The sequence below is a fragment of the Mycolicibacterium sediminis genome (assembly GCF_010731735.1).
GTDB classification, from domain to species: domain Bacteria; phylum Actinomycetota; class Actinomycetes; order Mycobacteriales; family Mycobacteriaceae; genus Mycobacterium; species Mycobacterium sediminis.
The window spans coordinates 4,407,340-4,430,588 of sequence record NZ_AP022588.1; the positions used below are offsets into that span (position 1 = coordinate 4,407,340).

General features: G+C 70.5%; 23 protein-coding genes. 11 read left to right on the forward strand and 12 right to left on the reverse strand.

The window, feature by feature from the left end; all coding sequences use genetic code 11:
• Positions 1-7 precede the first annotated feature (7 nt).
• The 7 genes from G6N64_RS21055 to G6N64_RS21085 form a co-directional block, all read right to left on the reverse strand.
• Positions 8-1,675 (reverse strand): tetratricopeptide repeat protein, encoded by a 1,668-nt coding sequence (locus G6N64_RS21055; RefSeq protein WP_163799449.1) that lies wholly within the window; start codon positions 1,673-1,675, stop codon positions 8-10.
• Complete coding sequence (locus G6N64_RS21060; RefSeq protein WP_163799451.1) at positions 1,611-2,708, reverse strand: hypothetical protein; 1,098 nt, start codon at positions 2,706-2,708, stop codon at positions 1,611-1,613. The genes G6N64_RS21055 and G6N64_RS21060 overlap by 65 nt, the downstream gene beginning before the upstream one ends.
• Positions 2,709-2,720: 12 nt before the next feature.
• Complete coding sequence (locus G6N64_RS21065; protein ID WP_163799453.1) at positions 2,721-3,314, reverse strand: TetR/AcrR family transcriptional regulator; 594 nt, start codon at positions 3,312-3,314, stop codon at positions 2,721-2,723.
• Between the two features lie 198 nt (positions 3,315-3,512).
• Entirely contained in the window at positions 3,513-5,105 is a 1,593-nt protein-coding gene (locus G6N64_RS21070; protein ID WP_163799455.1) for a SulP family inorganic anion transporter, read from the reverse strand.
• An 11-nt stretch (positions 5,106-5,116) separates the two neighbouring features.
• Entirely contained in the window at positions 5,117-5,815 is a 699-nt protein-coding gene (locus G6N64_RS21075; protein ID WP_163799457.1) for a cysteine hydrolase family protein, read from the reverse strand.
• The gene (locus G6N64_RS21080; RefSeq protein ID WP_163799459.1) at positions 5,812-7,230 is read right to left on the reverse strand and encodes an allophanate hydrolase; all 1,419 of its coding nucleotides are present in this window, start codon (positions 7,228-7,230) and stop codon (positions 5,812-5,814) included. The genes G6N64_RS21075 and G6N64_RS21080 overlap by 4 nt, the downstream gene beginning before the upstream one ends.
• Positions 7,231-7,334: 104 nt before the next feature.
• Positions 7,335-8,873 carry an FAD-dependent oxidoreductase gene (locus G6N64_RS21085; RefSeq protein ID WP_246230738.1) on the reverse strand — a complete coding sequence of 513 codons (1,539 nt, stop codon included), beginning with the start codon at positions 8,871-8,873 and terminating at the stop codon, positions 7,335-7,337.
• Positions 8,874-8,965: 92 nt separating this feature from the next.
• Between G6N64_RS21085 and G6N64_RS21090 the strand changes: the two genes are divergently transcribed.
• The gene (locus G6N64_RS21090; protein ID WP_163799461.1) at positions 8,966-9,535 is read left to right on the forward strand and encodes a TetR/AcrR family transcriptional regulator; all 570 of its coding nucleotides are present in this window, start codon (positions 8,966-8,968) and stop codon (positions 9,533-9,535) included.
• A 48-nt stretch (positions 9,536-9,583) separates the two neighbouring features.
• Positions 9,584-10,201 carry a PaaI family thioesterase gene (locus G6N64_RS21095; RefSeq protein ID WP_163799463.1) on the forward strand — a complete coding sequence of 206 codons (618 nt, stop codon included), beginning with the start codon at positions 9,584-9,586 and terminating at the stop codon, positions 10,199-10,201.
• On the opposite strand, the gene G6N64_RS21100 is transcribed toward G6N64_RS21095, so the two are convergent.
• Positions 10,179-12,188: an FUSC family protein gene (locus G6N64_RS21100; protein WP_163799465.1), complete on the reverse strand. Its 2,010-nt coding sequence runs from the start codon at positions 12,186-12,188 to the stop codon at positions 10,179-10,181. The two genes, G6N64_RS21095 and G6N64_RS21100, sit on opposite strands and share 23 nt — an antisense overlap.
• A 61-nt stretch (positions 12,189-12,249) precedes the next feature.
• Between G6N64_RS21100 and G6N64_RS21105 the strand changes: the two genes are divergently transcribed.
• The 3 genes from G6N64_RS21105 to G6N64_RS21115 are packed head-to-tail and all read left to right on the forward strand — an operon-like array spanning position 12,250 to position 14,194.
• Complete coding sequence (locus tag G6N64_RS21105; protein WP_174266855.1) at positions 12,250-12,960, forward strand: hypothetical protein; 711 nt, start codon at positions 12,250-12,252, stop codon at positions 12,958-12,960.
• On the forward strand, positions 12,957-13,397 hold the full coding sequence (locus tag G6N64_RS21110; RefSeq protein WP_163799467.1) for a TIGR03618 family F420-dependent PPOX class oxidoreductase: 441 nt from the start codon (positions 12,957-12,959) through the stop codon (positions 13,395-13,397). The genes G6N64_RS21105 and G6N64_RS21110 overlap by 4 nt, the downstream gene beginning before the upstream one ends.
• A 38-nt stretch (positions 13,398-13,435) precedes the next feature.
• On the forward strand, positions 13,436-14,194 hold the full coding sequence (locus G6N64_RS21115) for an enoyl-CoA hydratase/isomerase family protein (protein WP_163799469.1): 759 nt from the start codon (positions 13,436-13,438) through the stop codon (positions 14,192-14,194).
• Position 14,195: 1 nt separating this feature from the next.
• Here the strand turns inward: G6N64_RS21115 and G6N64_RS21120 are convergent, their stop codons facing one another.
• Positions 14,196-14,387 carry a (2Fe-2S)-binding protein gene (locus G6N64_RS21120; RefSeq protein ID WP_163799472.1) on the reverse strand — a complete coding sequence of 64 codons (192 nt, stop codon included), beginning with the start codon at positions 14,385-14,387 and terminating at the stop codon, positions 14,196-14,198.
• A gap of 438 nt (positions 14,388-14,825) precedes the next feature.
• Here G6N64_RS21120 and bfr point away from each other — a divergent pair, with 438 nt between their 5' ends.
• The 3 genes from bfr (at position 14,826) to G6N64_RS21135 (ending at position 17,315) form a co-directional block, all read left to right on the forward strand.
• Positions 14,826-15,326, forward strand: a complete 501-nt coding sequence (bfr, locus tag G6N64_RS21125) for a bacterioferritin (RefSeq protein WP_163799474.1) — start codon at positions 14,826-14,828, stop codon at positions 15,324-15,326.
• A 139-nt stretch (positions 15,327-15,465) separates the two neighbouring features.
• On the forward strand, positions 15,466-15,948 hold the full coding sequence (locus G6N64_RS21130; RefSeq protein WP_163799475.1) for a carboxymuconolactone decarboxylase family protein: 483 nt from the start codon (positions 15,466-15,468) through the stop codon (positions 15,946-15,948).
• Positions 15,949-15,977: 29 nt separating this feature from the next.
• Entirely contained in the window at positions 15,978-17,315 is a 1,338-nt protein-coding gene (locus G6N64_RS21135; protein WP_163799477.1) for a type I glutamate--ammonia ligase, read from the forward strand.
• 32 nt (positions 17,316-17,347) lie between these two features.
• Here G6N64_RS21135 and G6N64_RS21140 read toward each other — a convergent pair whose 3' ends face one another.
• From G6N64_RS21140 to G6N64_RS21150, 3 genes are read right to left on the reverse strand one after another with little or no spacing between them, the layout of a single operon-like run.
• Positions 17,348-17,791 carry a nuclear transport factor 2 family protein gene (locus G6N64_RS21140; protein WP_163799479.1) on the reverse strand — a complete coding sequence of 148 codons (444 nt, stop codon included), beginning with the start codon at positions 17,789-17,791 and terminating at the stop codon, positions 17,348-17,350.
• A gap of 4 nt (positions 17,792-17,795) precedes the next feature.
• Positions 17,796-19,637, reverse strand: coding sequence for an N-acyl-D-amino-acid deacylase family protein (locus G6N64_RS21145; protein WP_163799481.1), 1,842 nt, complete (start codon positions 19,635-19,637; stop codon positions 17,796-17,798).
• Between the two features lie 49 nt (positions 19,638-19,686).
• Complete coding sequence (locus tag G6N64_RS21150) at positions 19,687-20,622, reverse strand: SDR family oxidoreductase (protein WP_163799483.1); 936 nt, start codon at positions 20,620-20,622, stop codon at positions 19,687-19,689.
• A gap of 68 nt (positions 20,623-20,690) precedes the next feature.
• Here G6N64_RS21150 and G6N64_RS21155 point away from each other — a divergent pair, with 68 nt between their 5' ends.
• From G6N64_RS21155 to G6N64_RS21160, 3 genes are read left to right on the forward strand one after another with little or no spacing between them, the layout of a single operon-like run.
• On the forward strand, positions 20,691-21,611 hold the full coding sequence (locus G6N64_RS21155; RefSeq protein WP_163799484.1) for a dienelactone hydrolase family protein: 921 nt from the start codon (positions 20,691-20,693) through the stop codon (positions 21,609-21,611).
• A 44-nt stretch (positions 21,612-21,655) separates the two neighbouring features.
• The gene (locus tag G6N64_RS30300; protein WP_246230740.1) at positions 21,656-21,871 is read left to right on the forward strand and encodes a hypothetical protein; all 216 of its coding nucleotides are present in this window, start codon (positions 21,656-21,658) and stop codon (positions 21,869-21,871) included.
• Positions 21,868-23,208: a glutamine synthetase family protein gene (locus G6N64_RS21160; protein WP_246230741.1), complete on the forward strand. Its 1,341-nt coding sequence runs from the start codon at positions 21,868-21,870 to the stop codon at positions 23,206-23,208. Before G6N64_RS30300 ends, G6N64_RS21160 begins: the two co-directional genes overlap by 4 nt.
• Positions 23,209-23,249: the final 41 nt, after the last annotated feature.

The window sequence follows — 23,249 nt, forward strand, 5'->3', positions numbered from 1 at the left end:
CGACTCCTCAGGTGACGTCCATGCGGCACGCGCAGGACGCGACGACGGGGACGTCGGCGCGTGCCGAGGCGATCTCCAGCTGCTTGCCGATGATCACCGCCTCCGCGTCGCGGCCCAGGCGGGTGAGGCATTCGTGGTAGCCGTGCAGGCTCCACACGTTGCCGGGATGCTGGCACGACCTGGCCAGCGTCGGGTCCAGCCCCAGGTCGGCGGCGTACACCGTCGCGGCCTCCTCCACCCTGCCCTGCTCGAGCAGCAGCGCCCCGTAGGCGTGGCGGGTGGGCTGCATCCAGCCCCACGGTTCGTCGTAGGGCAGCGCGTCGTCCAGCTCGATCGCCGTCCGGAGCGCGTGGAACGCAACGTCGAATTCACCGGCGCGATAGGCGATCTCGCCGTCGAGCATCGCCGCGGCGATGGCCAGGATGTCGCGGCTGGTGTTGTTGAACAGGTAGCGGGACTCGGGGATGCGCTCGTAGGCGGCGGCGAAGGCGTCCCGCTCGGCGCGCGCGGCGGCGAGGTCCCCGGTGGCGGCGTGAGCGACGCCGCGGCCGTAGTGGATGGTCGCGGCGGTGGTGCAGTACAGGTCGGTGTCGTCGGGCAGGGGTTCGGCGATCAGGTCGGACCACCGGCCGAACCGGACCAGCACGTGGATCCGCAGCGGCACGAACGCCTCGAGCCAGTCGGCCATCGGAGGCGCCTCGATCGCCAGCAGCTCCGGCGTCAGCTGCGCCGACAGTTCACCCGCGGCGGCCAGCGCCGTCGCGTACTGCCCCTCGAACATCGCGGAGTAGACGATGAAGTGCAGGTCGTGTACGCGGTAGAGGGAGTAGAAGTTCAGCGGGCCGGAGCGCTCGACGAACCGGCGGTCGGCGCGGACGGCCGTCTGATTGGCGACGATCGAGCTCCGGTAGTCACCGCAGAGCACGTCGATGTGGCTCGGCATGTGCTGCAGGTGGCCCGCGTCGGGGACCAGGCCGCGCAGCAGGTCCGCCGCGGGCAGTGCCTCCTCGGGGTGGGCGGACATCTCCATCGCGTGGACGTAGAGGTGCAGCACGCCGGGATGCTGGCGGCCCGCGGGCGTACCGAGCGCCGCGTCGAGGATCGCCTTCGCCTCCAGAACGCGCGAGCCCGGCGCGGGATCGCCGGTGGCGTTCCACAGCGCCCAGGCGGTGACGTTCAGCAGGGCATCGGCGGCCAGTGCCTGGACGTCGACGTCACCGGGGTGGCGGTCGACGAGTGCCACCATCGCATCGGCGTAACCGTTGTGTGCCGCGGCCAGCGCGTCGACGTCGGACGGGTCGTCGGTCGCGAAGCGGGCGCCCAGCGCCGCGATCAGGTCGCGCTCGGCGTCCGACGTCCGGCCGCGGCCGGCCAGGTCGAGTTCCTGGCGCGCCCGGGCCAGCGACTGTGCGCGGTCTGCCGGGTCGAACGCCTCCCACGCCTTGTTGTAGTTGGGTCCGATCGCGTACGCGATGCCCCACCGCGCGATCGCGAGGTCGGGATCGAGGTCGAGCGCCCGCTCGAAGCAGGCGATCGCCTCGTCGTGATTGAACGCGTACGCCCACACCAGTCCCCGGTCGAACCACGTCTGCGCGTCGGGCGCAGGGGTGTCAACCGGCCGGTGATGTGACCCGAGGTCGTAGTACGGCTCGGTCGAAGCCGTCGGTGTCGTCACGTCGAGCACGATAATTGAGCGCCGACCGCAACGCTCCCGATCGGATCACCGTGGCGCCTATCGCCAGAACGCAGCCGGCGGCGGCCCAGACGGCGAGCGTGACGAGAGGCGTCACCGCGCCGTGGCCGCCGAAGTACTCGACGCTGCGCAGCAGCGCGACGCCGGAGCCCTGCGGGACGATCGCGTTGAACGTCACGTAGAAGCCCGACAGCAGCGGCAGCCCCACCGGGCCCGCCGCGGCGGCGTTGCCGACGATGACCAGGAACCCCGTCAGCGCCGCCGAGGCGATGGTGCCGAAGGCCGCGGCGACGCCGGTGACGGCGCCCGCGACGGCCAACGCGTACAGGAACAGTGCGCCGAAGACCTGCCAGGTGTGCCCGGTGAGCGCGCCGAGGATGACGTCGACGTACAGCGTGACGCCGCCGGCCAGCGCGGCCGAGTAGGCGGCTAGGCTCAACGTCCGCCACGCCAGCGTGGAGGCATGCCGCACGCTGCCCATCATCCGGTTGAACACGGTCGCTCCGACGGATGCGCCGATCGACAGGAAGATGACGGCGTAGAACACGACCGTGCCCTGCGGATCGGCCGCCGTCGGCGGGGCCACGTCGGTGACGGTGGCGACCAGGCCGGCCTTCTCGGCCACACCCTGCCCGACGGTCTGTGCGGCGTTGGCGACGCTGCGCCCACCGCCGCCCGCGACCAGGACGTCGAGGTGTCCGGGCGCCGACACGACGAACGCGGCGTCGGCGCGGCGTTCGTAGACCTGGGCGCGGGCGGCGGCCTCGTCGGCGACGGGCGTGACCGTCAGCGTATCCTGTCCACTGAGCCCGTCGACGAGCTGCTGCGGTCCCGCCACGGCGACGTTCAGGTGGTGCAGCGTGGGCTTGGCGAAGGCGCCGGAGTAGCTCGCGATCATCGCGATGACGAACACGGCCAGCGCCGCCATGACGAGCGCCATGTTGCGAACGTCGGTGCGCGACGGCTTCTTCGGCGTCGCTGGGGTGACGTCCTGGGGAGTGTGGTGCTTGCCCATGGTGGGGCCTCTCTACTTGGTCGTGTCGGGGTGGTCGAGGCTGACCGGACGGCCGATCAGCGCGTCGACGGTGTCGAGCGCCGCGGTCACCCGGGCACGCAGGTCGGTGGCGTCGTCCTCGGCCATCCAGGAGCGCAGCACCTCCTGGAAGCCGCCGACGAGGAACCGGCTGACGGCGTCCGGTCCCGGCGCCGACACGGAGCCGAGGACGGGCATCGCCCGCCGTGCCATCTCCTCGCAGGCGGGCAGGAGTGCGGCGCGGAACGCCGTCACCACTCGCTGCGTGACCGCGCTGGGCACGACGTTGTGGTACATCGCGCGGTGTTCGGCGGCCCGGTCGAAGACACGCAGGATGCGCTCGCGGGGCGCGCCGTCGATGTCGGCGGTCGCCGCGGCGAAGGCCACGTCGAACGCCGAGCCGACCGCATCGTCGCGGTCGGCGAAGTGCTGATAGAACGCCTGGCGGCTCACACCTGCACGGGCCACCACGTCGGCGACGGTGATCTGGTCGACGGGTCGCTCGTGCGCGAGGTCGAACGCGGCGTCGCGCAACAGCGCGCGAACGCGTTCGGCGCGGGGGTCCACGCTGTTCGTCCTGGCTGCCATGCGATGAGTCTACGACCGTTCGTAGACACATGACCACGAAAACATAGATGATCTATGGCACGTGTTCGGGCGCGTGTGACCCCCGTCGCCGGTGAGCGGCCCCCAACCCGGCGAGCAGACGTGAAATCCCCTTATTCACAACCCGAGAGGGGAGTTCGCGTCTGTTCGCGCGGAGAAGTCCGGGGAGGAACTGACCCCCTAGTGGCCGGCGACGACGTCCGCCTCGTCGACCACGACGGGCAGGCGGGCGCCGGGCAAGAACCAGAACAGCACGCAGACGAGACCGAAGAACAGGTAGCCGAGCGCCACCGCGGGGTTGGCGGCCCACGCGACGGCGGGGGCGTGGATGAGGCCGATGAACGACAGCGCCGCACCGACGACCGAGGCAATCGCCGCGTAGAGGAACTTCTTCTCCAAGATGAACGTCACCATCGTGCCGAGCACCAGGCCGACGAGCACCGCGCCCTCGCCGAGCGTCTTGAGTCCCTCGTAGACGACGCCCGCCCCGTTCAGTGCCTCCATGCCGACCTCGGTCGCCGACGTCCCCGCCGCGTTGAGCGCGTTGTCGATCAGCCCGTGCGCCCATTGGGCGAGGTTGGGCAGGATGGCCGCGACCACCGCCACCGCGTGCAGTCGCGGCACCGCCTGGAATGCCTGGGCGCCGATGAGCAGGCCGATGTAGAGCAGGATCGGCACGATCGCCGGCACCGGCAGCAGCGCGTCGAGCACGCCGAACAACCCGACGAAGCAGAGGATCCCGATGACGACGCCACTGGCGAGCGAGTACCCCGCGCGACCTCCGGCGTCCTTCCAGCCGGGATGCCCGATGTACACCGCGGGCGGGAACGGCGACCCGAATGCCGAGCCGATCACGGCCCCCGCGCCGTCGGCGAGCAGCACGCTGCGCAGGTTGTAGTCGTCACCGGCGGCCGCGGCGCTCTCCACGTTGCTCATCGCCTCGGTGAAGTTGTACACGCCCAACGGAATTGCGGTGCCGAGCAGGGGAGCGAGGTTGGACAGGCCGGACAGCAGCATGTCGATGCGGAGGTCGGGGACTCCGATGGCGATGTCGGAGACGGCCTGGCTCACGTCGGGTGCCGACATGTAGCCACCGATCCACCCGATGGCGGTGCCGACGAGCAGCGCGGCGAGGCCGATGGGGATGCCGAAGGGCAGCTTCACGTCGGTGAAGAAGCCGATCAGGATGATCGCGAGGACCGGCAGCCCGATCCAGGCCACCTCCCACATCTGGGCGGCCGGGCGCATCGAGATGAACGTGATCGAGATGCCCGCCAGGGTGCCGAGCATCGCCGCACGGGGTGTCAGCTTGCGGACGTACGGGCCGACGAACGCGCCGATCATCACGATGATGCCGATCATGAACGCCCATGCGAGGCCCGCCTGCCAGGCCGCCATCGCGTCGTCGGTGTTCAGGTAGACCGGCAGCATGACGACGAAGACGACGATGAACATGTGCGGCACACTCGGCCCGTACGGCAGAGCCGTGACGTCCGAACGGTTTTCGCGCGACGCAAGTCGACGGGCGAGGAACGTGTAGTACAGGTTGCCGAGGATCAGGGCCACGCCGAGCGCGGGCAGCACGGTGCCGAGCACGTCGCCCGCCGGCACGTTGACCACGCCGATCATCAACCCGGTCAGCGTGAGGACGTTGACCAGGATGTTGAAGCCGAGCCCGAAGAACGCGTTGGTGTCGCCGCGCGTCCACCAGGGGATCGACGTGGGCTTGTCGGCGGCCGGTTCCACCGGCGGGTCGCTGATCTCGGTCGACATGGCGGGTCCTCTCAGGGCAGTGACGGAGACGTGGCGAGCTGGTGCAGTGCGGGGATGACGGCGGCGCTGTCGGCGACCCACCCGAAGATGCCGCCCTGCGCCGCGATCATCTCGAGACCGACGCGGTGGAAGTCGGCGAAATACGAACCGCAGCAATCGGATACGACGAGGCACTCGTAACCCCGGTCGTTGGCCTCACGCGTGGTCGTGTGGACGCACACCTCGGTGGTGACGCCGGTGACGATCAGCGAGGTGATGCCCGCGGCGGTCAGGACCTCGGAGAGTTCGGTCGCGTAGAACGCGCCCTTGCCCGGCTTGTCGATGACGACTTCGCCGTCGATGGGAGCGAGTTCGTCGACGATGTCGTGGCCGTACTCGCCGCGGATGAGGATCCGGCCGTACTTCCCGTCGTCGCCGATGCGTTGGGACGGCGCGCCGCGGTTGAGCTTCGCGGGTGGGCAGTCGGACAGGTCGGGGGAGTGCCCCTCGCGGGTGTGGATGACCATCACGCCGGCCTCGCGGGCGGCCGCGATCAGCGCCGCCAGCGGCGGGACCACCGCGAGCAGCCTGTCGACGTCGTTGCCCAGGCTTTCCCCGAATCCGCCCGGCAGCAAGAAGTCTCGCTGCATGTCGATCACGATGAGCGCCGTCCGTTCGGCGACGAGTGTGAACGGCGTCGGTTCGGCGGGCACGCTGATGGTCGGTGTCACTGGTGCTCCTGAAACAGGTTGGAGGACTGAGCCGTGGCGGGGAGGGGTGCGGACGTCGTGGAGCGCGGCTCGTCGAGGATCTGCGCGGCGAGTTGCAGGACGGTGTCGTCGCCGAGCGCCGGGCCGAGCAGCATCGCCGAGTAGGGACGACCGCCCGCGGTGACGCCGAGTGGCACGGCGACGCCGATCAGGTCGAGCAGGTTGCCGAAGTGGGTGTAGTGGCCGAGCATCGTGTTGCAGCCGATGGGGTTCGCGAGTACCTCGCCGACGGTGAAGGTGGTGCCAATCGTCGGGACGACGAGCACGTCGAGGTGGTCCCAGATGCGCCCGACCTCGGCGGTGAGTTCCTTCAGTCGCTGCAGCGCGGCGAATGCGTCGACGGCGGTGTACTTCTCGCCGCTGCGGAGGATGTCGCGCACCACCGGATGGATGGAGGCCGGGTGGTCGGCGAGGAAGTCGCCGAACTCGACGAGTCGCTCGGCCACCCACGGCCCCTGGTAGAGCAGTGTCCCGGCGGCCAGGAACGGCTGCAGTGACACCTCGGTGGGCGACACGAGCTTCGCCAGATGCTCGCGGAACCCGAGGTGCGCGTCGCGCATGTCGGTGTCGCCGAAGAACTCCAGGTCGCCGACCGGTGGCAGGCCCACGCGGATGGTCGCGCCGTCGTAGCGCGGACCCCGATTCCGCGACCAGGGGTCGGCGTCGTCACGGCCGATCATCACGTCGAGGGCGCGGTCGGCGTCGTCGATGCTGCCCGCCATCACGCTGATGCAGTCCAGCGATTTGCAGGCCGGGACCAGTCCCACGGTGCTGATCAGGCCGCGTGACGGTTTGACCCCGACGACGCCGTTGAGCGCGGCGGGCACCCGGCCCGATCCCGCGGTGTCGGTGGCGACGGCGAAGGGCACCTGACCGAGCGCGACGGCCAGCGCGGAGCCGGAGCTCGAACCGCCGGAGATCATGTCACCGCCGAACACGCTGCGCGGCACGGTATACGGGGTCCGCGTCCCGTTGAGGCCGGTGGCGAACTGATCGAGGTTGGTCTTCCCGACGTAGAGCGCACCGGCGTCGAGCAGTCGCTGGACGGCCGGCGCCGTCGACTCCGCGACGTAGGCGTAGTCCGGACACGACAGCGTCGTCGGAACGCCCGCGACGTCGATGCTGTCCTTGACGCCGAACGGAACTCCGTAGAGCGGCAGCGTCCTCGCACCGGGCCGGTCCTCGATCTCGGCGGCCGCGGCGAGCAGTTGGTCGCGCGGCACGGTGGACAGCCACGTGCCGTCGTCGCCGCGAGCGGCGATCGCGTCGGCCACCCGCGTCGCGGTCTTCGTCGGCGACCCGGTGCCGCCCGCATGGGAGGTCAGGATCTCGGCGACCGAGGGACCTATGGACGGCCCACGGGCGTCACGACTCATACCCGTTGATTGTCGACACGTTGATGCCGATCTCGGGACGGTCGTGTGTCGATCGTGTTAGGTCACGCCCGCCGATCTTTCTCGCGAGCAGACACGAAGTCCCCTTATTTCCTGCTAAAGAGGGGACTCTGCGTCTGCTCGCGGGACAACACGGGTAGGAGCCAGCGGTCCAGCCACGCCGTCAGCCGGCGTCCGTCGCGATCGGTCCCAGCCGCGGCGACGTACCCGTCGGGCCGGATCAGCAGCCAGCCGCCGGCGGGGGCGAGGTCGGCGAGCGAGGCCACCCGGACGACCGGGACACCCGCCCAGTCGCGCCGCACCGCCTCGATCGCCGGGTTTTCGCCGACCAGCAGCAGCGTCGGCCTGGTTCCGTTGACCAGGTCGTAGAGACGACCGGCGGGTAGCGCCACGTCGGGAACCCGGTCGCCCGCCCGCAGGCCGCCGAGCCCACCGCCGCCTGCGGCGAGCGACCCGAGCCGGTACGTCGCGCTGAGCTGACCGAGTCGCGCCGGGGCCGTGCGCCGGACGGCCCGCCGCGACAGGACGAATGGCGCGAACCTGGTCAGCGCGGCGTGCGCGAGGGGATTGGTCGAGTTGAACACCGCGGTGGCCCGTTCGGTCATCGCGACGAGCGCACGGATCACCGGGAGCCGGTCAGCCTCGTAGGTGTCCAGCAGGTCGGGCGTGGCGGTCCCGTCGAGGACGAGCGCGAGCTTCCACGCCAGGTTGATCATGTCCTGGATGCCGGCGTTCATGCCCTGCCCACCCGCCGGACTGTGCACGTGTGCGGCGTCGCCACCGAGGAACACCCGCCCGCGGCGCAGGGTGCCGGCGACCCGACTGTTGATCCGGAAGCGCGAACTCCAGTTCAGCCCGTGCACTTGGGCCGGGACGTGGACGGTCCGGTCGTAGAGCGTCTGGAGGTCGGCAAGCGTCGGCTCGGCGTCGTCGCCGGTGACGCCGTCCGGGTCGGTGGCCATGAAGCGGAACCGGCCGCCACCCATCGGGAAGACGGCGAGGAAGCCGTTGGCGGCGAGGAAGATCGAAAGTTGGTCCTCGGGCATCGCTCCGGCGAGGTGTACGTCGCCGAGGACGTAGTTCTGCGGCAGCGACCGACCCTCGAAGGACACGCCGAGCGCCTTGCGGACCGGGCTGTGCGAACCGTCCGCGGCGACGACGTAGGAGGCCGTCGCGATCTCCACCCGACCGCCGCTGTGCCGCAACGTCACCCGCACGGCGTCGTCGTCCTGCTCGAGGGCCACGAACTCGACGCCGCGCTCAACGGTGACGCCGAGTTCGGCGGCACGCGACGCGAGCAGCCGCTCGGTCTCGGATTGCGCGAGCATCAGGATGAAGTCGTATTCGCTGGGCATGCCGTCGAAGTGGATGCCGGCGATCCGGTTCCCGTCCGCGTGCAGCGCGGTGCGGTACACGCGGTTGCTCTCGAGCAGCATCGCGTCGGCGACGTCGCGGGGGCGCAGCAGTTCGAGGGTCCGGGCCTGCACCCCGAGGGCGCGCGACGTGGTGGACGGCGCGGTCGCTCGGTCGACGATCCGGACGTCGACACCGAGCCGGGCCAGTTCGAACGCGGCGGTGAGGCCGGTGGGGCCGGCACCGACGACGAGGACGGGGTGCATGGTCATCGCGGCCTCCGGGAGTAAGTCAACAGTTGATGACTTGAACCCTAGGCTCGTCCTCCGAGGGTGTCAACGATGGGTGACTTACCCTGGAGGGCATGGCCACCACCAGAGCCCGCAATGCCGCGGACACTCGAGCCCAGATTCTCGCCGCCGCGCGTTCGCGTTTCGGCAGCGACGGCTACGACCGCGCCACGCTGCGTGCCATCGCCGCCGACGTCGGCGTGGACGCCGCGTTGGTGATCCGGTACTTCGGCAGCAAGCAGGACCTCTTCGCCGCGGCCGCCGAGTTCACCCTCGACCTGCCGGACCTCACGGGCGTGCACCCCGACGAGGTGGCCGACGTCCTGCTGCCCAAGTTCTTCGCCGTGTGGGAGGACGACACGACGTTCGTCGCCCTGCTGCGCGCGGCGATGACCAGCCCGACCGCCGCCGACACCATGCGCAAGGTGTTCGCCACCCAGGTCGCACCCACGCTGGCTGCGGTCACACCCGACCACCCCGCCCAACGCGCAGGCCTCATGGGCGCGTTCATCATCGGGCTGGCCACCACCCGCTACGTGCTGAACAACCCCGCGGTCGTCATGCTCAGCCACGACGAACTGATCCGCTGGGCGCGGCCCGTCGTCCGGCAGCTCCTCCTCGACGAGGCGCCCACCGCGCTGTGATCCGTCGACGACTCGACACCGAGCACTAGAACGTGTTCTAGTGCAGCCGTGGTCGAGTTCACCATCGAGAGCCTTGATTCCGCCGACGTCGAGCGGCTGCGCGGGATCTTCGGGCCGCTCACCGAGTCGGTGCGCGACCTGATCGACGCCACCATCCGCACCGAGGTGGACGCAGACGTCGTCGCGGTCGCCAAGGCCGAGATCGACGCCGCGACGGCCCGGTTGCGCAGCCGACAGCTCGACGGAGCGTTCGGGGTGCGGCTCTCCGAGGGCGGGCAGATGCCGTGGGGCAACCCGGTGATCGGGCTGCGCAATCCGGTGGCGCCACCGCTGGTCCTGCACCGCGCGCCCGACGGCGGCAAGTACGCCGACTTCCATCTCGGCGCGGCCTACGAGGGCCCACCCGGGCACGTTCACGGCGGGATGTCGGCCCTGATCCTCGACCACGTCCTGGGAGAGGCCGCCAGCAGCGCCGACCATCCCCGGCTCACCGGCACCATCTCCATGCGCTACCTACGGACGACGCCGCTGGGCGACCTGCACGTCGAGGCCAGGATCGTCCGCAGCGAGGGCATCAAGACCTACGCCGTCGGGCATCTCTCGGATGCGTCCGGGGTGACGGTGGAGGCCGAGGGCGTGTTCATCAGCCCGAAGTGGGCTCGCTGACGCGCTGCAGCGACCCGATCTGCACCAGATGGCCGGTGACGGCCTCGATCTCGGTGAGCAGCACCCGGGCGGACCCGTCGTCGACGCCGGCGAGTTCGGCCCGCACGCGACCCGCAGCGGCGACGAGTGTGGTGACGTCGAGCGTCCACGCGAGGCCGGCCGTCTGCGGATCACCACGCAGCGCCTCGACGTACTCGTCGACCGCACTGGCCAGCGCGGTCGACGTCTCGGCCGCGCGCCGGGCTGGGAGGTTCGCCTCGAGCGCCGCGCAGGACGCGGTGACGGCGTTGAGGCCGGCGCGGTAGGAACTCAGCCACCGGCGAAGCTGCCGATCGTCCATCAGACCGGTCGCCGCCGACGCCTCGAACGCCGCCCGGGCGCGCAGGGCCCTGTCCCACGCCGCCGCCATCTGCTCACCCGGCCGCTCGACGTCGTGCACGGACGCGCGCAGCACGGTTGCCGCGTAGTCGATCTCGGCCTTGAGCAGTTCTCCGGCGCGCTGCCGCAGTCGAACCGACGTCCGGTCGGGCAGGACGACGTGGGCGAGGATCGCGAGCACGCCGCCGATCAGTGCCGCGATCACCCGGTCGCCCATGGTCACCAGACCCGCGACGCCCGAGACATCGACGAGGAACACCAGGGCCGCCGAGAGCGCGGCCGTCACCATCACGTATCCGCGGCCGGCGACCGCGTACACCGCACCCAGCAGCAGCACGCCGCACAGTGCCGCGAACGGTCCGGCCGGATGCAGCACCAGGGTGATGAGGGTCGCCACCGCCACCCCCGCCGCGATGCCCGCGACGCGTCCCACGCACCGCGTGTAGGTGTGGGCCGTCTCGGGCCGCAGCACCATCACGATGGTCAACGGGATCCAGTAGCCCTGCGCGACGTCGGCCACCCGTGCGATGGCGACACCGCAGCCCGCGGCGACCGACAGCCGGATCGCGTGGCGCATCACCGGCGAATCGGCGTCCACTTGCCCACGGATCAGCGCGGCGGCCTGGGCCGCGGTGCCGACCAGGCCCGGCCGGCGGCGCTGCGCCAGTTCTGCGGTGTCCGGTGCGGCCTCGCCGTAGCGCAGCGCGGCCGCGTCCCGCAGTTGGGCGGACAGCCTGCGGATCAGGGGCGACTCGAGGTCCGACGCACCGGCCGCCACCGCGTCGAAGCGGCCCATCGCGTAGCCGGTGACCTTCGCGTTGGCCCGCGTCGGGCGAGCCACCGCATCGAGCACGTCGGCCGCCGCGGCCAGGATGGGGGACAGCCCGTGGTCGACGTTCGACCGGCCGGCGAGCGCGGCCAGCGTGACGCCGATCCGCTCCGGCAGCCGGTACCAGGCGCGGTAGGCGAGCGGGTGGCGGACGGCCTGCTCGGGAGTGAAGGTGAAGACCTCGCGCAGGCGCCGCAGCGGTGCGGCGGCTATCTCGCCGCTCGGATCCTCGGCCAGGGCACGCGCGTCCGCGGCCAGCGACCGATAGGCGACCGTCAACGCCTGGCGTTGCACCTGCCACCGCCGGCGCGGCCACAGGGCGATCATCGCCGCCTGGGCCAGCCCGGCGAGGACCGCCAGCGCCGCGGATCCCACCACGCCCGCCCAGGACGGCGGCGTCGGAGGCGCGATGACGAGCAGGACGCAGCCCGCGGCGGCGAGCAGGCCGGCGTTCCGTCCCGCCGCCCACGCCAGCCCGGCGAGGAAGCAGCCTATGGCGACCGCGACGACGAACACCGGCCAGTAGGCGGAGGTGGACGCACCGAGGAGGACGGCCGCACCCATCGCGACCGAGACCCCGACGACGATCGGGAAGCGACCGTGCGGACTGTCCTGCAGCGCTGCGGCGCCGGCGATCGCCGCCGCGCCTCCCGCGGCCAGTGCCGCCGAGGGACCGAGCAGATACAGGCCGAGTCCGGCGGCGACGAGGACGCCCAGCAGGCTCCGCACCACCGCGCCGACGTCCGGTGCGGCGGGCCGGACCGCCAGAGCCTTGAACACGCCCCTTTTGTACCCCGACCGCGCGCCGTCGCCCATCTTCTGAGGTGAGTAGGTTCGTGTCGTGGAGAAGGTGATCGTGACGCTGCGCCGTTCGGAGGCCGACGAGGCATGGTGTGCGCGTCTTCGCGGCGAGGTCGCGGGGGAGCTGCTCGCGCTCGGCGTGCCGGGCCTCGCGGTCAACGTCCGCGACGGCGCGGTGCGGGATTCGCTGATGACCCTGACGACGCTCGACCCGCCCGTGGTGGCCCTGGTGACGCTGTGGACGCAGCAGTACTACGGCGACCAGACCGCCGCGGCGCTCGACCTCCTCGGCCGCGAGGCCGACTCGCCGGCCGCGTATCTGGTCACCGAGTCGGTCCCGCTGCCACCTCCGGACGTGCTCGGCGAGCGCACCGCGGGCTTCGCCAACGTCGCCCTGCTACGGCGGCCGGTGTCGCTCGACGTCGAGACCTGGTTGGCGCGTTGGCATGTGGACCACACCCCGGTCGCCCTCGCCACGCAGTCGACGTTCGGGTACACCCAGAACACCGTGGTGCGGGCGCTGACGCCGGACGCCCCCGTCGTCTCCGCCATCGTCGAGGAGAACTTCCCGATCGAGGCCACCGGCGATCTGCACGCCTTCTTCGGTGCCGCCGACGACGCCGACCTGAGCGACCGGATGACCCGCATGATCGCCAGCACCACGGCCTTCGGCGCCAACGAGAACGTCGACACGGTGCCCACCAGCCGCTACCTCCTCCGCACCCCCTTCTCCCAGGAGCGATCCCCGTGACGACACTTCAGGACGCCTACGCGCTGGCCGCCGCAGACAGCGGACTCGCCGTGGTCGCGACGCTTCGGGGCGACCAGACGATCCAGTCGTCGCTGATCAACGCCGGGGTCATCCCGCATCCCGTGTCGGGCGCCGAGGTGCTCGCCTACGTCACCTACGGGCGGGTCAAGCTGACGAACCTGCGGGCGCGTCCGCAGACCGCCGTGACCTTCCGCAGCGGCTGGCGGTTCGCCACCGTCGAGGGCACGGCCGAACTCGTCGGACCCGACGATCCGCAGCCCTGGCTCACCGACCCCGATGCGCTGCGGTTGCTGCTGCGCGAGGTGTTCCGTGCCGCGGGCGGCACGCACGACGACTGGGACGCCTACGACGCGACGATGGCCGAGCAGCGCCGCACCGTCGTGCTCGTCGCCCCCACGCGCATCTACGGCACGTGAACCCACGACCCGGGGCGTTCGTGACCTAATGTCGTGGCGTGCTCGTAGCGATCGACGACGCCGACGGCGTACGCACCCTCACCCTGAACCGCCCGGAAGCGCTCAACGCGTTCAACGAGGCCCTCTACGACGCCACGACCGTGGCGCTGCTCGAGGCGGACGCCGACCCGTCGGTGGCGGTCGTCGTGCTCACGGGCACCGGCCGCGCGTTCTCGGCGGGCAACGACCTCGTCGAGATGCAGGCCCGCATCACCGATCCGGACTTCGCGTCGGGCGAGCACGGCTTCCCCGGGATGATCGAGGCGCTCACGGCGCTGCGCAAGCCGCTGATCCTCGCGGTCAACGGCCTCGGCGTCGGCATCGGCGCGACGATCCTCGGCTATGCCGACCTCGTCTTCATGTCCTCGACCGCCCGGTTGAAGTGCCCGTTCACCAGCCTCGGGGTGGCACCGGAGGCTGCGTCGTCCTACCTGCTGCCCCGTCTCATCGGTCGCCAGAACGCGGCGTGGATGCTGCTGTCGTCGGAGTGGGTGGGGGCCGAGGAGGCGCTGCGCATGGGCCTGGCGTGGAAGGTATGCGAACCCGACGATCTTCTGGCTGAGGCCGATCGACACGCGAAAGTGCTTGCGTCGCGGTCGATTCCGAGCCTGATGGCGGTCAAGCAGACGATCGTGGACCCGACGCGGGACGAGATCGCCGCTGCGGCGAAACGGGAGTATGCGCAGTTCGAGGTGCTTCTCGGCGGGATCGCCAACGCCGAGGCGCTCGCGGAGTTCGCCGACCGGAAGTCGGACTGAGTCAGCTCGCGGCGTGCATCGGGCACTTCTGGGTCGCCGACGCGGCGATGATGGCGCGCACGGTCCGCCGGCAGCGCCCGCAGTCCGAGCCCGCGCCGCAGGCGTCGGCGATCTGACGCGACGTCGACGCACCCGACGCCACCAGATCGGTGACCACCTGGCTGGTCACACCGGTGCACAGGCAGACGAACATCAGTGCATCCGCTCGTCGGAAATGGCGCATTGCGATGCGATGCAATGGCGCCGCGACGCGTGCCGGTCCGCCATTCCGGACGTCGTAGACGGCGCGACCACGTGGAATTGCCGGGACCGAATGGAGACGACGGGAATTCCGCTTTCGGTCACCGTCACCGCCTCGGGTCGGGCGCGCATGCCGCCGGACGGCGACACCGCGGTCGTGAAGTTAGCCCAGTCTAACCTTACTAAGGGTAGCCAGTCCAGAGGGTCACACGCCGATGGCCCGATTCCTAGGTTTGCCTAACCAACGCTGCACGTAAAACGGTGAAAATGCCCCGCGATCCGCGCTGTCGCGGGCACGCGGGTGCACTAGATTGGGGGCGTCAGACAGCCTCTGACGTACCGACGATCTCGGCGTCGGAGCCCAGTCCGGCTCGCGCCCAAGGAGCGATTCATGCAAGGCGATCCCGAAGTCCTGAAGCTACTCAACGAGCAATTGACGAGTGAACTCACGGCGATCAACCAGTATTTCCTCCATTCGAAGATGCAGGAGAATTGGGGATTCACCGAATTGGCGAGTCACACGCGCGATGAATCGTTCGAGGAAATGCGTCACGCGGAGGCCGTCACCGACCGCATCCTGCTTCTCGACGGGCTGCCGAACTACCAGAGGCTGTTCTCGCTGCGGGTGGGCCAGACGCTGCGCGAGCAGTTCGAGTCCGATCTCGCCATCGAATACGAGGTCGTGGAGCGGCTGCGGCCGGGTGTGACGATGTGCCGCGCCAAGGAGGATCAGACCAGCGCGAAGCTGCTGGAGACGATCCTGGCCGACGAGGAGCTGCACATCGACTACCTCGAGACCCAGCTGCAGCTCATGGACAAGCTCGGTGACCAGCTGTACGCGGCGCAGTGCGTCTCGCGCCCCCCGGGCAGCAACAGCGAGGGCGGCGCGTAGGCCCCTCGCTTCGCCTCCTGACGTCTCGGTGCGCTCACTCGAGCGCACCGAGACCTAGGACGCGACCGCGGCAGGTCGGCGTGCCCACCGAGAACTAGAACGTGTTCCACTTTCGCGGCGGCGGGCGTACCATCCGAGCATGAGCCGGATTGGATCCTTCGCCGCCGACGATGCCGCCGCCTGGATCGTCAAGTCACCCGACATCGGTACCGCGATGGCCGGTTTCACCCACGCGGTCTACACCAAGAGCCGCTTGCCGATGCGGGTCCGCGAACTGGCGCGCATGGTGATCGCCCTGGACAACGAGTGCGTCGTCTGCCAGAACACTCGCGATTCCGAAGGCGCCGCGGCCGGCGTCGACGAGGACCTCTACGACCACGCTGCCGAGTGGCGGACCTGGCCCGGCTACGACGAGCAGGAGCGCATCGCCGCGGAGTTCGCCGAGCGCTTCGCCGCCGACCACACCGCGCTGCGCGACGACGAGGACTTCTGGGACCGCTGCAGCCGGCAGTTCAGCGACGAACTGCTGACCGACCTCGCCCTGTCGTGTGCCATGTGGATCGGCATGGGCCGGATGCTGCGCACCCTCGACATCGGACAAGCCTGCAAGATCACGCTGTAACCGACCACCGCAACCGGCACAATGGCCGGATGTCAGCCAATCGCGTCTCCGACCTCGCGGCCCACGACGTCTCGACGATCCTCGGCACGGTGGTCAGCCCTGCGGGCCTGATCCACGCGAAGACCGTTCCCGTGCAGCGCATCGACGCGTTCTCAGACCCCGGCCTGGGTGCGAGCCCGGTCTGGCACGTCTTCGCGGTCGACCAGAGCGGCATCGTGTTCGGCCCCGACACCGGCGTGGTGGGGGACCGCAGGATCCGCATCGACCTCGACGAGCTGCACGTGCTCGGCGACGGCCTGGCCTGGGCGCCCGGCTCGTTCTTCGACCAGTCCGGCGCGCCCGATCCGTACTGCACGCGCGGCGTCCTGCGGCGCATCGAAGAGCGTTTGGCGACAGCAGGATTCACCGCGCTCGTCGGCCACGAGATGGAGTTCGTCCTCGTCGCACCCGACGGCAGCCGGCTGCCGTCGCACCTGTGGGCGCAGTACGGCCTGGCCGGTGTCCTCGAGTTCGAGGGCTTCGTGCGCGACGTCACCGAGGCGGCGGCATCGGCCGGAGTGCTCATCGAGCAGCTGCATCCGGAGTACGGCGCCAACCAGTTCGAGATGTCGCTGGCGCCGCGTACGCCGGTCGCCGCGGCCGACGCCCTGGTACTGGCCAAGATCGTCGTCGCACGGGTCGCCCGCGCGCACGGCGTCCGCGTCAGCCTGTCGCCGGTTCCGTTCGCCGGTTCCGTCGGTTCCGGTGCGCATCAGCACTTCTCGCTCCGGCGGGGAAAGGAGCCGGTGTTCTCGGGCGGCACCGGCGCCAGCGGGATGACGCCGGAGGGTGAGTCCGCCGTCGCGGGCCTCCTCGACGGACTTCCCGCCGCGCAGGGCGTACTCAGCGGCTCGATCCTGTCGGGCCAGCGCATCCAGCCGGGTCACTGGTCCGGCGCGACGCTGTGCTGGGGGACCGAGAACCGCGAGGCAGCCATCCGGTTCCTGACCGGCGGCCCGGGCAACCCACACGGCGCCAACGTCGAGGTCAAGATCGTCGACCCGTCGGCGAATCCGTACCTCGCCTCCGCCGCCATCCTCGGGCTCGCTCTCGACGGCATCGAACGCGCGCTGCCCATCCCGGCGGAGGTCGACGTCGACCCCGCCGACCTGACCGACGAACAGCGCGAGACGGCCGGGGTCAGGGAACTGCCCTCGTCGCAGCCGGAGATCCTCGACGCGCTCGCGGCGTCCGCGACCCTGCGCACCATCCTCGGCAGCCCGGCCGTCGACGCGACCGTGGCGGTGCGGCGGTACGAGTTCGAGACCTACGGCGAGTCGACGCCCGACGAGCTGGCGGACAGGTTCCGGATGGCCTGGAGCGTCTAGGGATTCACCCGGCACCCCGCGGGTCGGCGCAGTCAGACCTCGCCGGTGGCGTCGTAGACCCAGGACATGTCGGCGGTGGCGAAGTCCTCGAGCCAGCTGGGCGGTGCGTGGTTGGCCAGCGCGCTCATGTCCCAGTAGTCCTTCCAGAGGGACACCTTGCCGTCGACGACGCGGTGTACCGAGACGAACTTCAGCACCGCCGATTCACCGGTGGCCCAATGCCATTCCTCGTGGTGCTCGTACATCGCGTTGCTGCCGTCGTCGACCATCAGGCCGCTGAAGTTCTCGTAGGACGCCAACGGTTCCAGCCCGATCTTCAGCCGCTTGACGATGTCGTCGGGACCCTTGGCGGCCGCGGCGGGACCCACCGGGACGTCGAGGTAGATGCAGTCGTCGGACAGATGGGCCTTGACGCCGTCCCAGTCGCGGGCAGAAAGCGCCTGCCAGAGCCCGAGCACCACGTCTTGAACGGTCATGGTGTCAGCCGACACTGGTCAGCTCGTCCTTCTGCGTGGGAAGCGCGGGGGCTCGGTGCGCCGCGCGCAGGAACCGGCCCGTCCGCTGCTTGCCGACCAGATCGCTCGGCACGCCCGAGGCGAACACCTGCCGACCGCCGACGAACACCGCGGTCACGGTGTCATCGTTGCGGTTGACCATCCGGGACAGGCCGCCGTACTCCTCGACCGGTGCCTCCGAGTAGGCGTCGAGCGACTCGTCCAGCCGTTCGGGATCGATGATCGCGATGTCGGCCCGGTCCCCGATGCGCAGGTGCCCGGCGTCGAGGCGGTACCAGTCCGCCAGTTCACCGGTGAGCCGGTGCACCGCGGCCTCGATCGTCATGAACTCCTGGCCGGCCAGTTGGGCGTCGCGGACGTGCCGAAGCAGCCGCAACCCCATGTTGTAGAACGCCATGTTGCGCAGGTGCGCGCCCGCGTCCGAGAACCCCATCTGGATCCCGGGCTCGCGGGCCATCTTCTTCAATACCTCGGGCCGGTGATTGGAGATGGTGGTGTGCCACCGCAACGCCCGACCGTGCTCGAGGACCAGGTCGAGGAACGCGTCGACGGGGTGCAGACCGCGGCGCTCGCCGACCTCGCCGAACGACAACCCGACGAGGTCGGCGTCGGGGCACTCGGAGATGTGGGCGTCGAAGAAGTCGCGGTGCCAGACCCGCAGGCCGAATTTGCTCTCGTAGTCCTTCCGGAACCGGCGGCGGTAGCCCTCGTCGCGCATCAACTCGTTGCGCGCGACCTCGTCGGCGAGGTGCAGCGCCGCCGCGCCGGCGCCGAACTCCTCGAACACCACGAGGTCGATGCCGTCGGCGTAGACCTCGAACGGGACCGGCAGGTGCTGCCAGCGGAAATTACCGCCCAGGGTGTTGACGAACCGGGACAGCGGACCCATCAGCATGATCGCGTAGGGGTTGGACTTCACGTCGGCGGCCGACAGCAGGCTGGTCTTGAGCGGGTTGCGGACGATGCCGAGGGACTGCAGCAGCTGCGAGCCCAGGTTGACCGGATTCTGGATGTCGGGCCCGGACTGCAGTACGCGACCGGACTTGCGCAGCAACGACTTCAGGCGGCGCAGCTCCCGCGCCTTCGCGTACGTCGACGGCAGGGTCCGCGACCGGCAGACGTCACCGTCGATCTTGTCGAACAGCAGCTGCTGCGACGAGAGTCCGACGAACCCGGCCCGCAGCGCCTCGGCGAGCATCTGCTCCATCCGCGTCTGCTCACCGCGCGTCGGGCGGACGTCCTTGCGGGTGGCCCGGTCCAGGCCCATGACCGCGGTCCGCATGTCGGAGTGCCCGATGAAGGCCGCCAGGTTCGGGCCCAGCGGCCGGTCCTCGAGGGCCTCGACGTACTCGTCGCACGACGACCACGTCTTGTGCGTGTCCACCGCGTCGATGACGTGCTCGCGCGGGATCGCCTCCACGCGGCCGAAGAGGTCGCCGGCGTCGGTTCCGTCGACGTGGATCGTGGACAGCGAGCACGAGCCGAGCATGATCGTCGTGACGCCGTGGCGCAGCGACTCGGTCAGCGCCGGGCCGACGAGGACCTCCACGTCGTAGTGGGTGTGGATGTCCAGCAGGCCGGGCAGCACCCACTTGCCGGAGGCGTCGACGACGTTGGGGCACCCCGTCTCGTCGAGGTCGTCGGGTGAGATGGCGACGACGTGGCCGTCCCGGATGCCGAGGTTGCGCACGGCCGCCTGCCCACCCGTGCCGTCGAACCAGAGGCCGTTGCGGATGATGGTGTCGTAGCTCGTGGCGTGGGTCACCACGCCATGGAACCGCGCCCGGCCCCACGGTGTCAACGACATCGTGAACAGATTCGACGATTTGTCTACATGCCGGTCGACGGCGGGTCCGCTACTGCTCCGCCCACGCATCCGGCCGGCGGCCGTCGGTGTCGGTGAACCCGTAGACCCGGGACAGGTCGGCCGACGAGACCGAGCGTTGGTTCCAGCGGGCACGGCCCGGGTCCGCCGCGATGGCGACGACCCCGCGACCGACGAAGCGGGGTGTCTCCGAGGCCTCGAATCCGGGTGGCGCCACGGGATACCCGTCGGTGCGGCCGTGGTCCATAGACATGTGCCAGTTGGTCTCCGTCACACCGTAGTTCGCGAGCATCATCTCCGACCGCAACCAGCCCGGGGTGACCGACACCGCCGTCGCCCCGTACTGCGCGAGGTCGTGACCCTGGCTGTAGGCCAGCCGGTTCACCGACACCTTCGCCAGGTCGTAGAACGCGGACACCCGGTAGTGGTTCGCGTTGAACTCGGCGGTTCCGTCGGTCACCTCGACCAGCAGTCCGCCGGGCCGCGTCACCACCAGCGGGAGCAGGCAGTGCGACGTGATGAGGTGGGTGTGTACGCCGAGCCGCAGGATGCGCAGACCGTCGTCCAGGTCGTGTTCCCAGATCGGGCGGTTCCAGGACAGCGGCGGTCCCTTGAGGATCTCGGCGCCCCAGAGATCGTTGACCAGGACGTCGATGACCCCGAAGTCCGCGCGCAGACGGTCGGCGAGCGCCTTCACCTGAGCGACGTCGAGATGGTCGACGGCCATCGCGATGCCGGTCCCGCCGAGCTCGGTGACCAGGCGCGCGGTCTCCTCGATGGTCTCGGGGCGGTCGTAGTCGGACGCCATCGCGACGGTCTCACTGGTGCGGCCCGTGCACACCACCGTGGCACCCGCCTCGCCGAGCGCTGCGGCGATGCCCCGGCCCGCCCCCCGCGTTGCACCGGCGACCACCGCGACGCGGCCACCGAGGTCCGGTGTCGTCGCGACGAGTGCGGGATGGGCCATGCGCACAGTATTCGCTGTCGACCGGCGTTTTCAGCAGCAGTTGAGCAGACCCGTGCATACTCGCGGGGGTGACCCCGCTGCAGCGCTACATCGCCGAGGAGATCGCCACCGACCACGTCGACGGGCTGATGTCGCGTCGCGAGGCGCTGCGCAGGATGGCGCTGATCGGCGTCGGCGCCACCGCGGCCGGCGCCCTGATCGCCGCGTGCGGCGAGGACCGCGGCCAGACCGCCGCCTCGAGCGACACCACGACGCCGTCGCCGACAGCCGCGCCCGTCGACCGGAACGCCCCGGGCTCCGACACGCAGCTGGACACCGAACCGGTCACGTGGGCCGGCCCGGCGGGCGAACTGCGAGGGGCCTGGGCCGCCGCGCCGAACCCCAAGGGCGCGCTGCTGGTCATCCACGAGAACAAGGGCCTCACCGAGTGGGCCACGTCGGTGGCCGGGCGGTTCGCCGGCATCGGCTACTCCGCGCTCGCCATCGACCTGCTGTCGGGCCAGGGCGGCACGGGTGCGTTCGACGACCCCGCCCAGGCCACCGCCGCGCTGAGCAAGATCACCCCCGAGCAGTTCGTCGCCGACCTGCGCTCCGGCGTCGGCGAGGTGGCCCGGCGGGCACCGGGCGTCAAGCTCGCGGCGATCGGCTTCTGCATGGGCGGCGGTCTGGTGTGGCAGCTCCTGGCCGCCGGTGAACCCCAGCTCGCCGCGGCGTTCCCGTTCTACGGCCCGCTGCCCGAGGGCGCGGACCTGCGCGGTTCGCGCGACGTGGCAGTGCTCGGCTTCTACGGCGAGAAGGACGCCCGCGTCAACGCCACCCGGGAGGCGGCCGAGCGGGCGCTGACCGAGGCGGGCAACGTGCACGAGCTGGTCGTGGAGCAGGGCGCCGACCACGCCTTCTTCAACGACACGGGGGAGCGGTACGACCCGACCGCCGCCGCGGACGCGTGGCAGCGCGTTCAGGGCTGGCTCGCCGCGCACGTCGGCTAGCGCCGCCGCGCACTCCCGTCCCCCCGTCGTACGTGCGGGGTGGCGTGTTCGCCACCGGGCAGACCGGCAACGTCATCGTCGTCGCCATCGACATGTCCGAATGCGAGGTGCCGCCCGCCCTTCCGCTCGTGCTGACCCAAGAGGTGGTGCCGGTGCCCGGACCGGCCATACATTGCGTCGAGCCGAGGTCGGCGTCGACGAAGGGCGGTCCTGTCATGTCCGGAACCATGGAGCACGGCCCCCGGGTCGGGTCGTCGTGACCCAGACCGTGGACCGGCGCAACCCGTCGGCCGCCGAACTCGAACTCCTCCGCCTCCTCGACGAGGGCGCCCTGCGCGAGATCGAGGTGGCGTGGAGCGACCCGTTCGGCCACGCCGCCGGCAAGCGGATACCGGCGTCGACCTTCCTCGCCCGCGCCCGCGGAACCGGATTCGCGTTCTGCGAGGCCGCGCTCGGGTGGAACGTCGACGGCACCGTCATCGACTCACTGCGTCAGACCAACTGGGAGAGCGGCTATCCCGACGTGCGCGCAGTCCCCGACCTCGCGACGTTCCGCACCCTGCCCTGGCGGCCCGGGGTCGGACACGTCATCTCCGACGTCCTGCGCCACGGCGGCCACCCGTCGCCGCTGGACCCCAGAGGCGTGCTCAAGCGCGTGCTGTCCCGCCTGCAAACACTCGGCTACACCGCGAAGATCGGCGTCGAACTCGAGTTCTACCTGCTGAACCCGGACGGCACGCCGTTCCAGGAGGACATCCACGCCTACTCGCTGGAGAACGCCAACGCCCTCGACCCGATCCTCTCCGACCTGCAGGACACGCTCGGGGCGTTCACCCGGCTGGAGGGCGTGCAGACCGAGTACGGGCCGGGGCAGGTCGAGGCGAACCTCGTCTACACCGACGCGCTCGAGGCGGCCGACGACAGCGTGCGGCTGAAGTACGCCGCCAAGGAGGTGGCACGCAGGCACGGCAAGGTCGCGACCTTCATGCCCAAGCCGTTCTCTGAGCACTCGGGGAGCTCCGGGCATCTGCACGTCTCACTGTGGCGGGGCGATCAGCCGGCCTTCGCCGCCGACGGGGGTAACGAGAACGACGTCACCCTGCATGCGATCGCCGGTCTCCTGGAACACCTTCCGTCGATCACGTTGTTCGGCGCACATTCGGTGAACGGCTACCGCCGGTTCGTGGCCGACTCGTTCGCGCCGGCCACGGTGACGTGGAGCCGCGACAACCGCAGCGCCGCCGTCCGGTCACTCATCGAGGACGCCCCCGAGGCCACCCGCATCGAGTTGCGCACCGGCGGCGCGGACGCCAACCCGTACTGGCTCGTCGCGAGCGCGCTCGCCGCGGTGATCGCGGGACTGGAGGCGGGGCGCCGGCCGCCGCTGGCGGAGGGCGGCAACCTCTACGGCGTCGGCACGCCGCTGCCCGAGTCACTCGGCGTCGCCATCGCGCTGGCCACCCAGGACGACACGATCGGCGAGATCCTCGGCGTCGAGTCGGTCCTCGACTTCGCCGCGATCGCCCAGAGCGAGTGGGTCGAGTACTCCGGGCACGTCAGCGACTGGGAGAGGCAGCGCTACCTGAGCAGGTCGTGACGCCGACGTTTGAACGACGTGCGGTTCGGGCACTCGAAAAT

What these genes read in the sequence shown, in the direction of transcription:
- G6N64_RS21060 (WP_163799451.1), bottom strand. Translation starts at nt 2,708, where the DNA reads ATGGGCAAGCACCACACTCCCCAGGACGTCACCCCAGCGACGCCGAAG.
- G6N64_RS21065 (WP_163799453.1), bottom strand. Translation starts at nt 3,314, where the DNA reads ATGGCAGCCAGGACGAACAGCGTGGACCCCCGCGCCGAACGCGTTCGC.
- G6N64_RS21070 (WP_163799455.1), bottom strand. Translation starts at nt 5,105, where the DNA reads ATGTCGACCGAGATCAGCGACCCGCCGGTGGAACCGGCCGCCGACAAG.
- G6N64_RS21080 (WP_163799459.1), bottom strand. Translation starts at nt 7,230, where the DNA reads ATGAGTCGTGACGCCCGTGGGCCGTCCATAGGTCCCTCGGTCGCCGAG.
- G6N64_RS21085 (WP_246230738.1), bottom strand. Translation starts at nt 8,873, where the DNA reads ATGACCATGCACCCCGTCCTCGTCGTCGGTGCCGGCCCCACCGGCCTC.
- G6N64_RS21090 (WP_163799461.1), top strand. Translation starts at nt 8,966, where the DNA reads ATGGCCACCACCAGAGCCCGCAATGCCGCGGACACTCGAGCCCAGATT.
- G6N64_RS21120 (WP_163799472.1), bottom strand. Translation starts at nt 14,387, where the DNA reads ATGTTCGTCTGCCTGTGCACCGGTGTGACCAGCCAGGTGGTCACCGAT.
- bfr (WP_163799474.1), top strand. Translation starts at nt 14,826, where the DNA reads ATGCAAGGCGATCCCGAAGTCCTGAAGCTACTCAACGAGCAATTGACG.
- G6N64_RS21130 (WP_163799475.1), top strand. Translation starts at nt 15,466, where the DNA reads ATGAGCCGGATTGGATCCTTCGCCGCCGACGATGCCGCCGCCTGGATC.
- G6N64_RS21135 (WP_163799477.1), top strand. Translation starts at nt 15,978, where the DNA reads ATGTCAGCCAATCGCGTCTCCGACCTCGCGGCCCACGACGTCTCGACG.
- G6N64_RS21140 (WP_163799479.1), bottom strand. Translation starts at nt 17,791, where the DNA reads ATGACCGTTCAAGACGTGGTGCTCGGGCTCTGGCAGGCGCTTTCTGCC.
- G6N64_RS21145 (WP_163799481.1), bottom strand. Translation starts at nt 19,637, where the DNA reads ATGTCGTTGACACCGTGGGGCCGGGCGCGGTTCCATGGCGTGGTGACC.
- G6N64_RS21150 (WP_163799483.1), bottom strand. Translation starts at nt 20,622, where the DNA reads ATGGCCCATCCCGCACTCGTCGCGACGACACCGGACCTCGGTGGCCGC.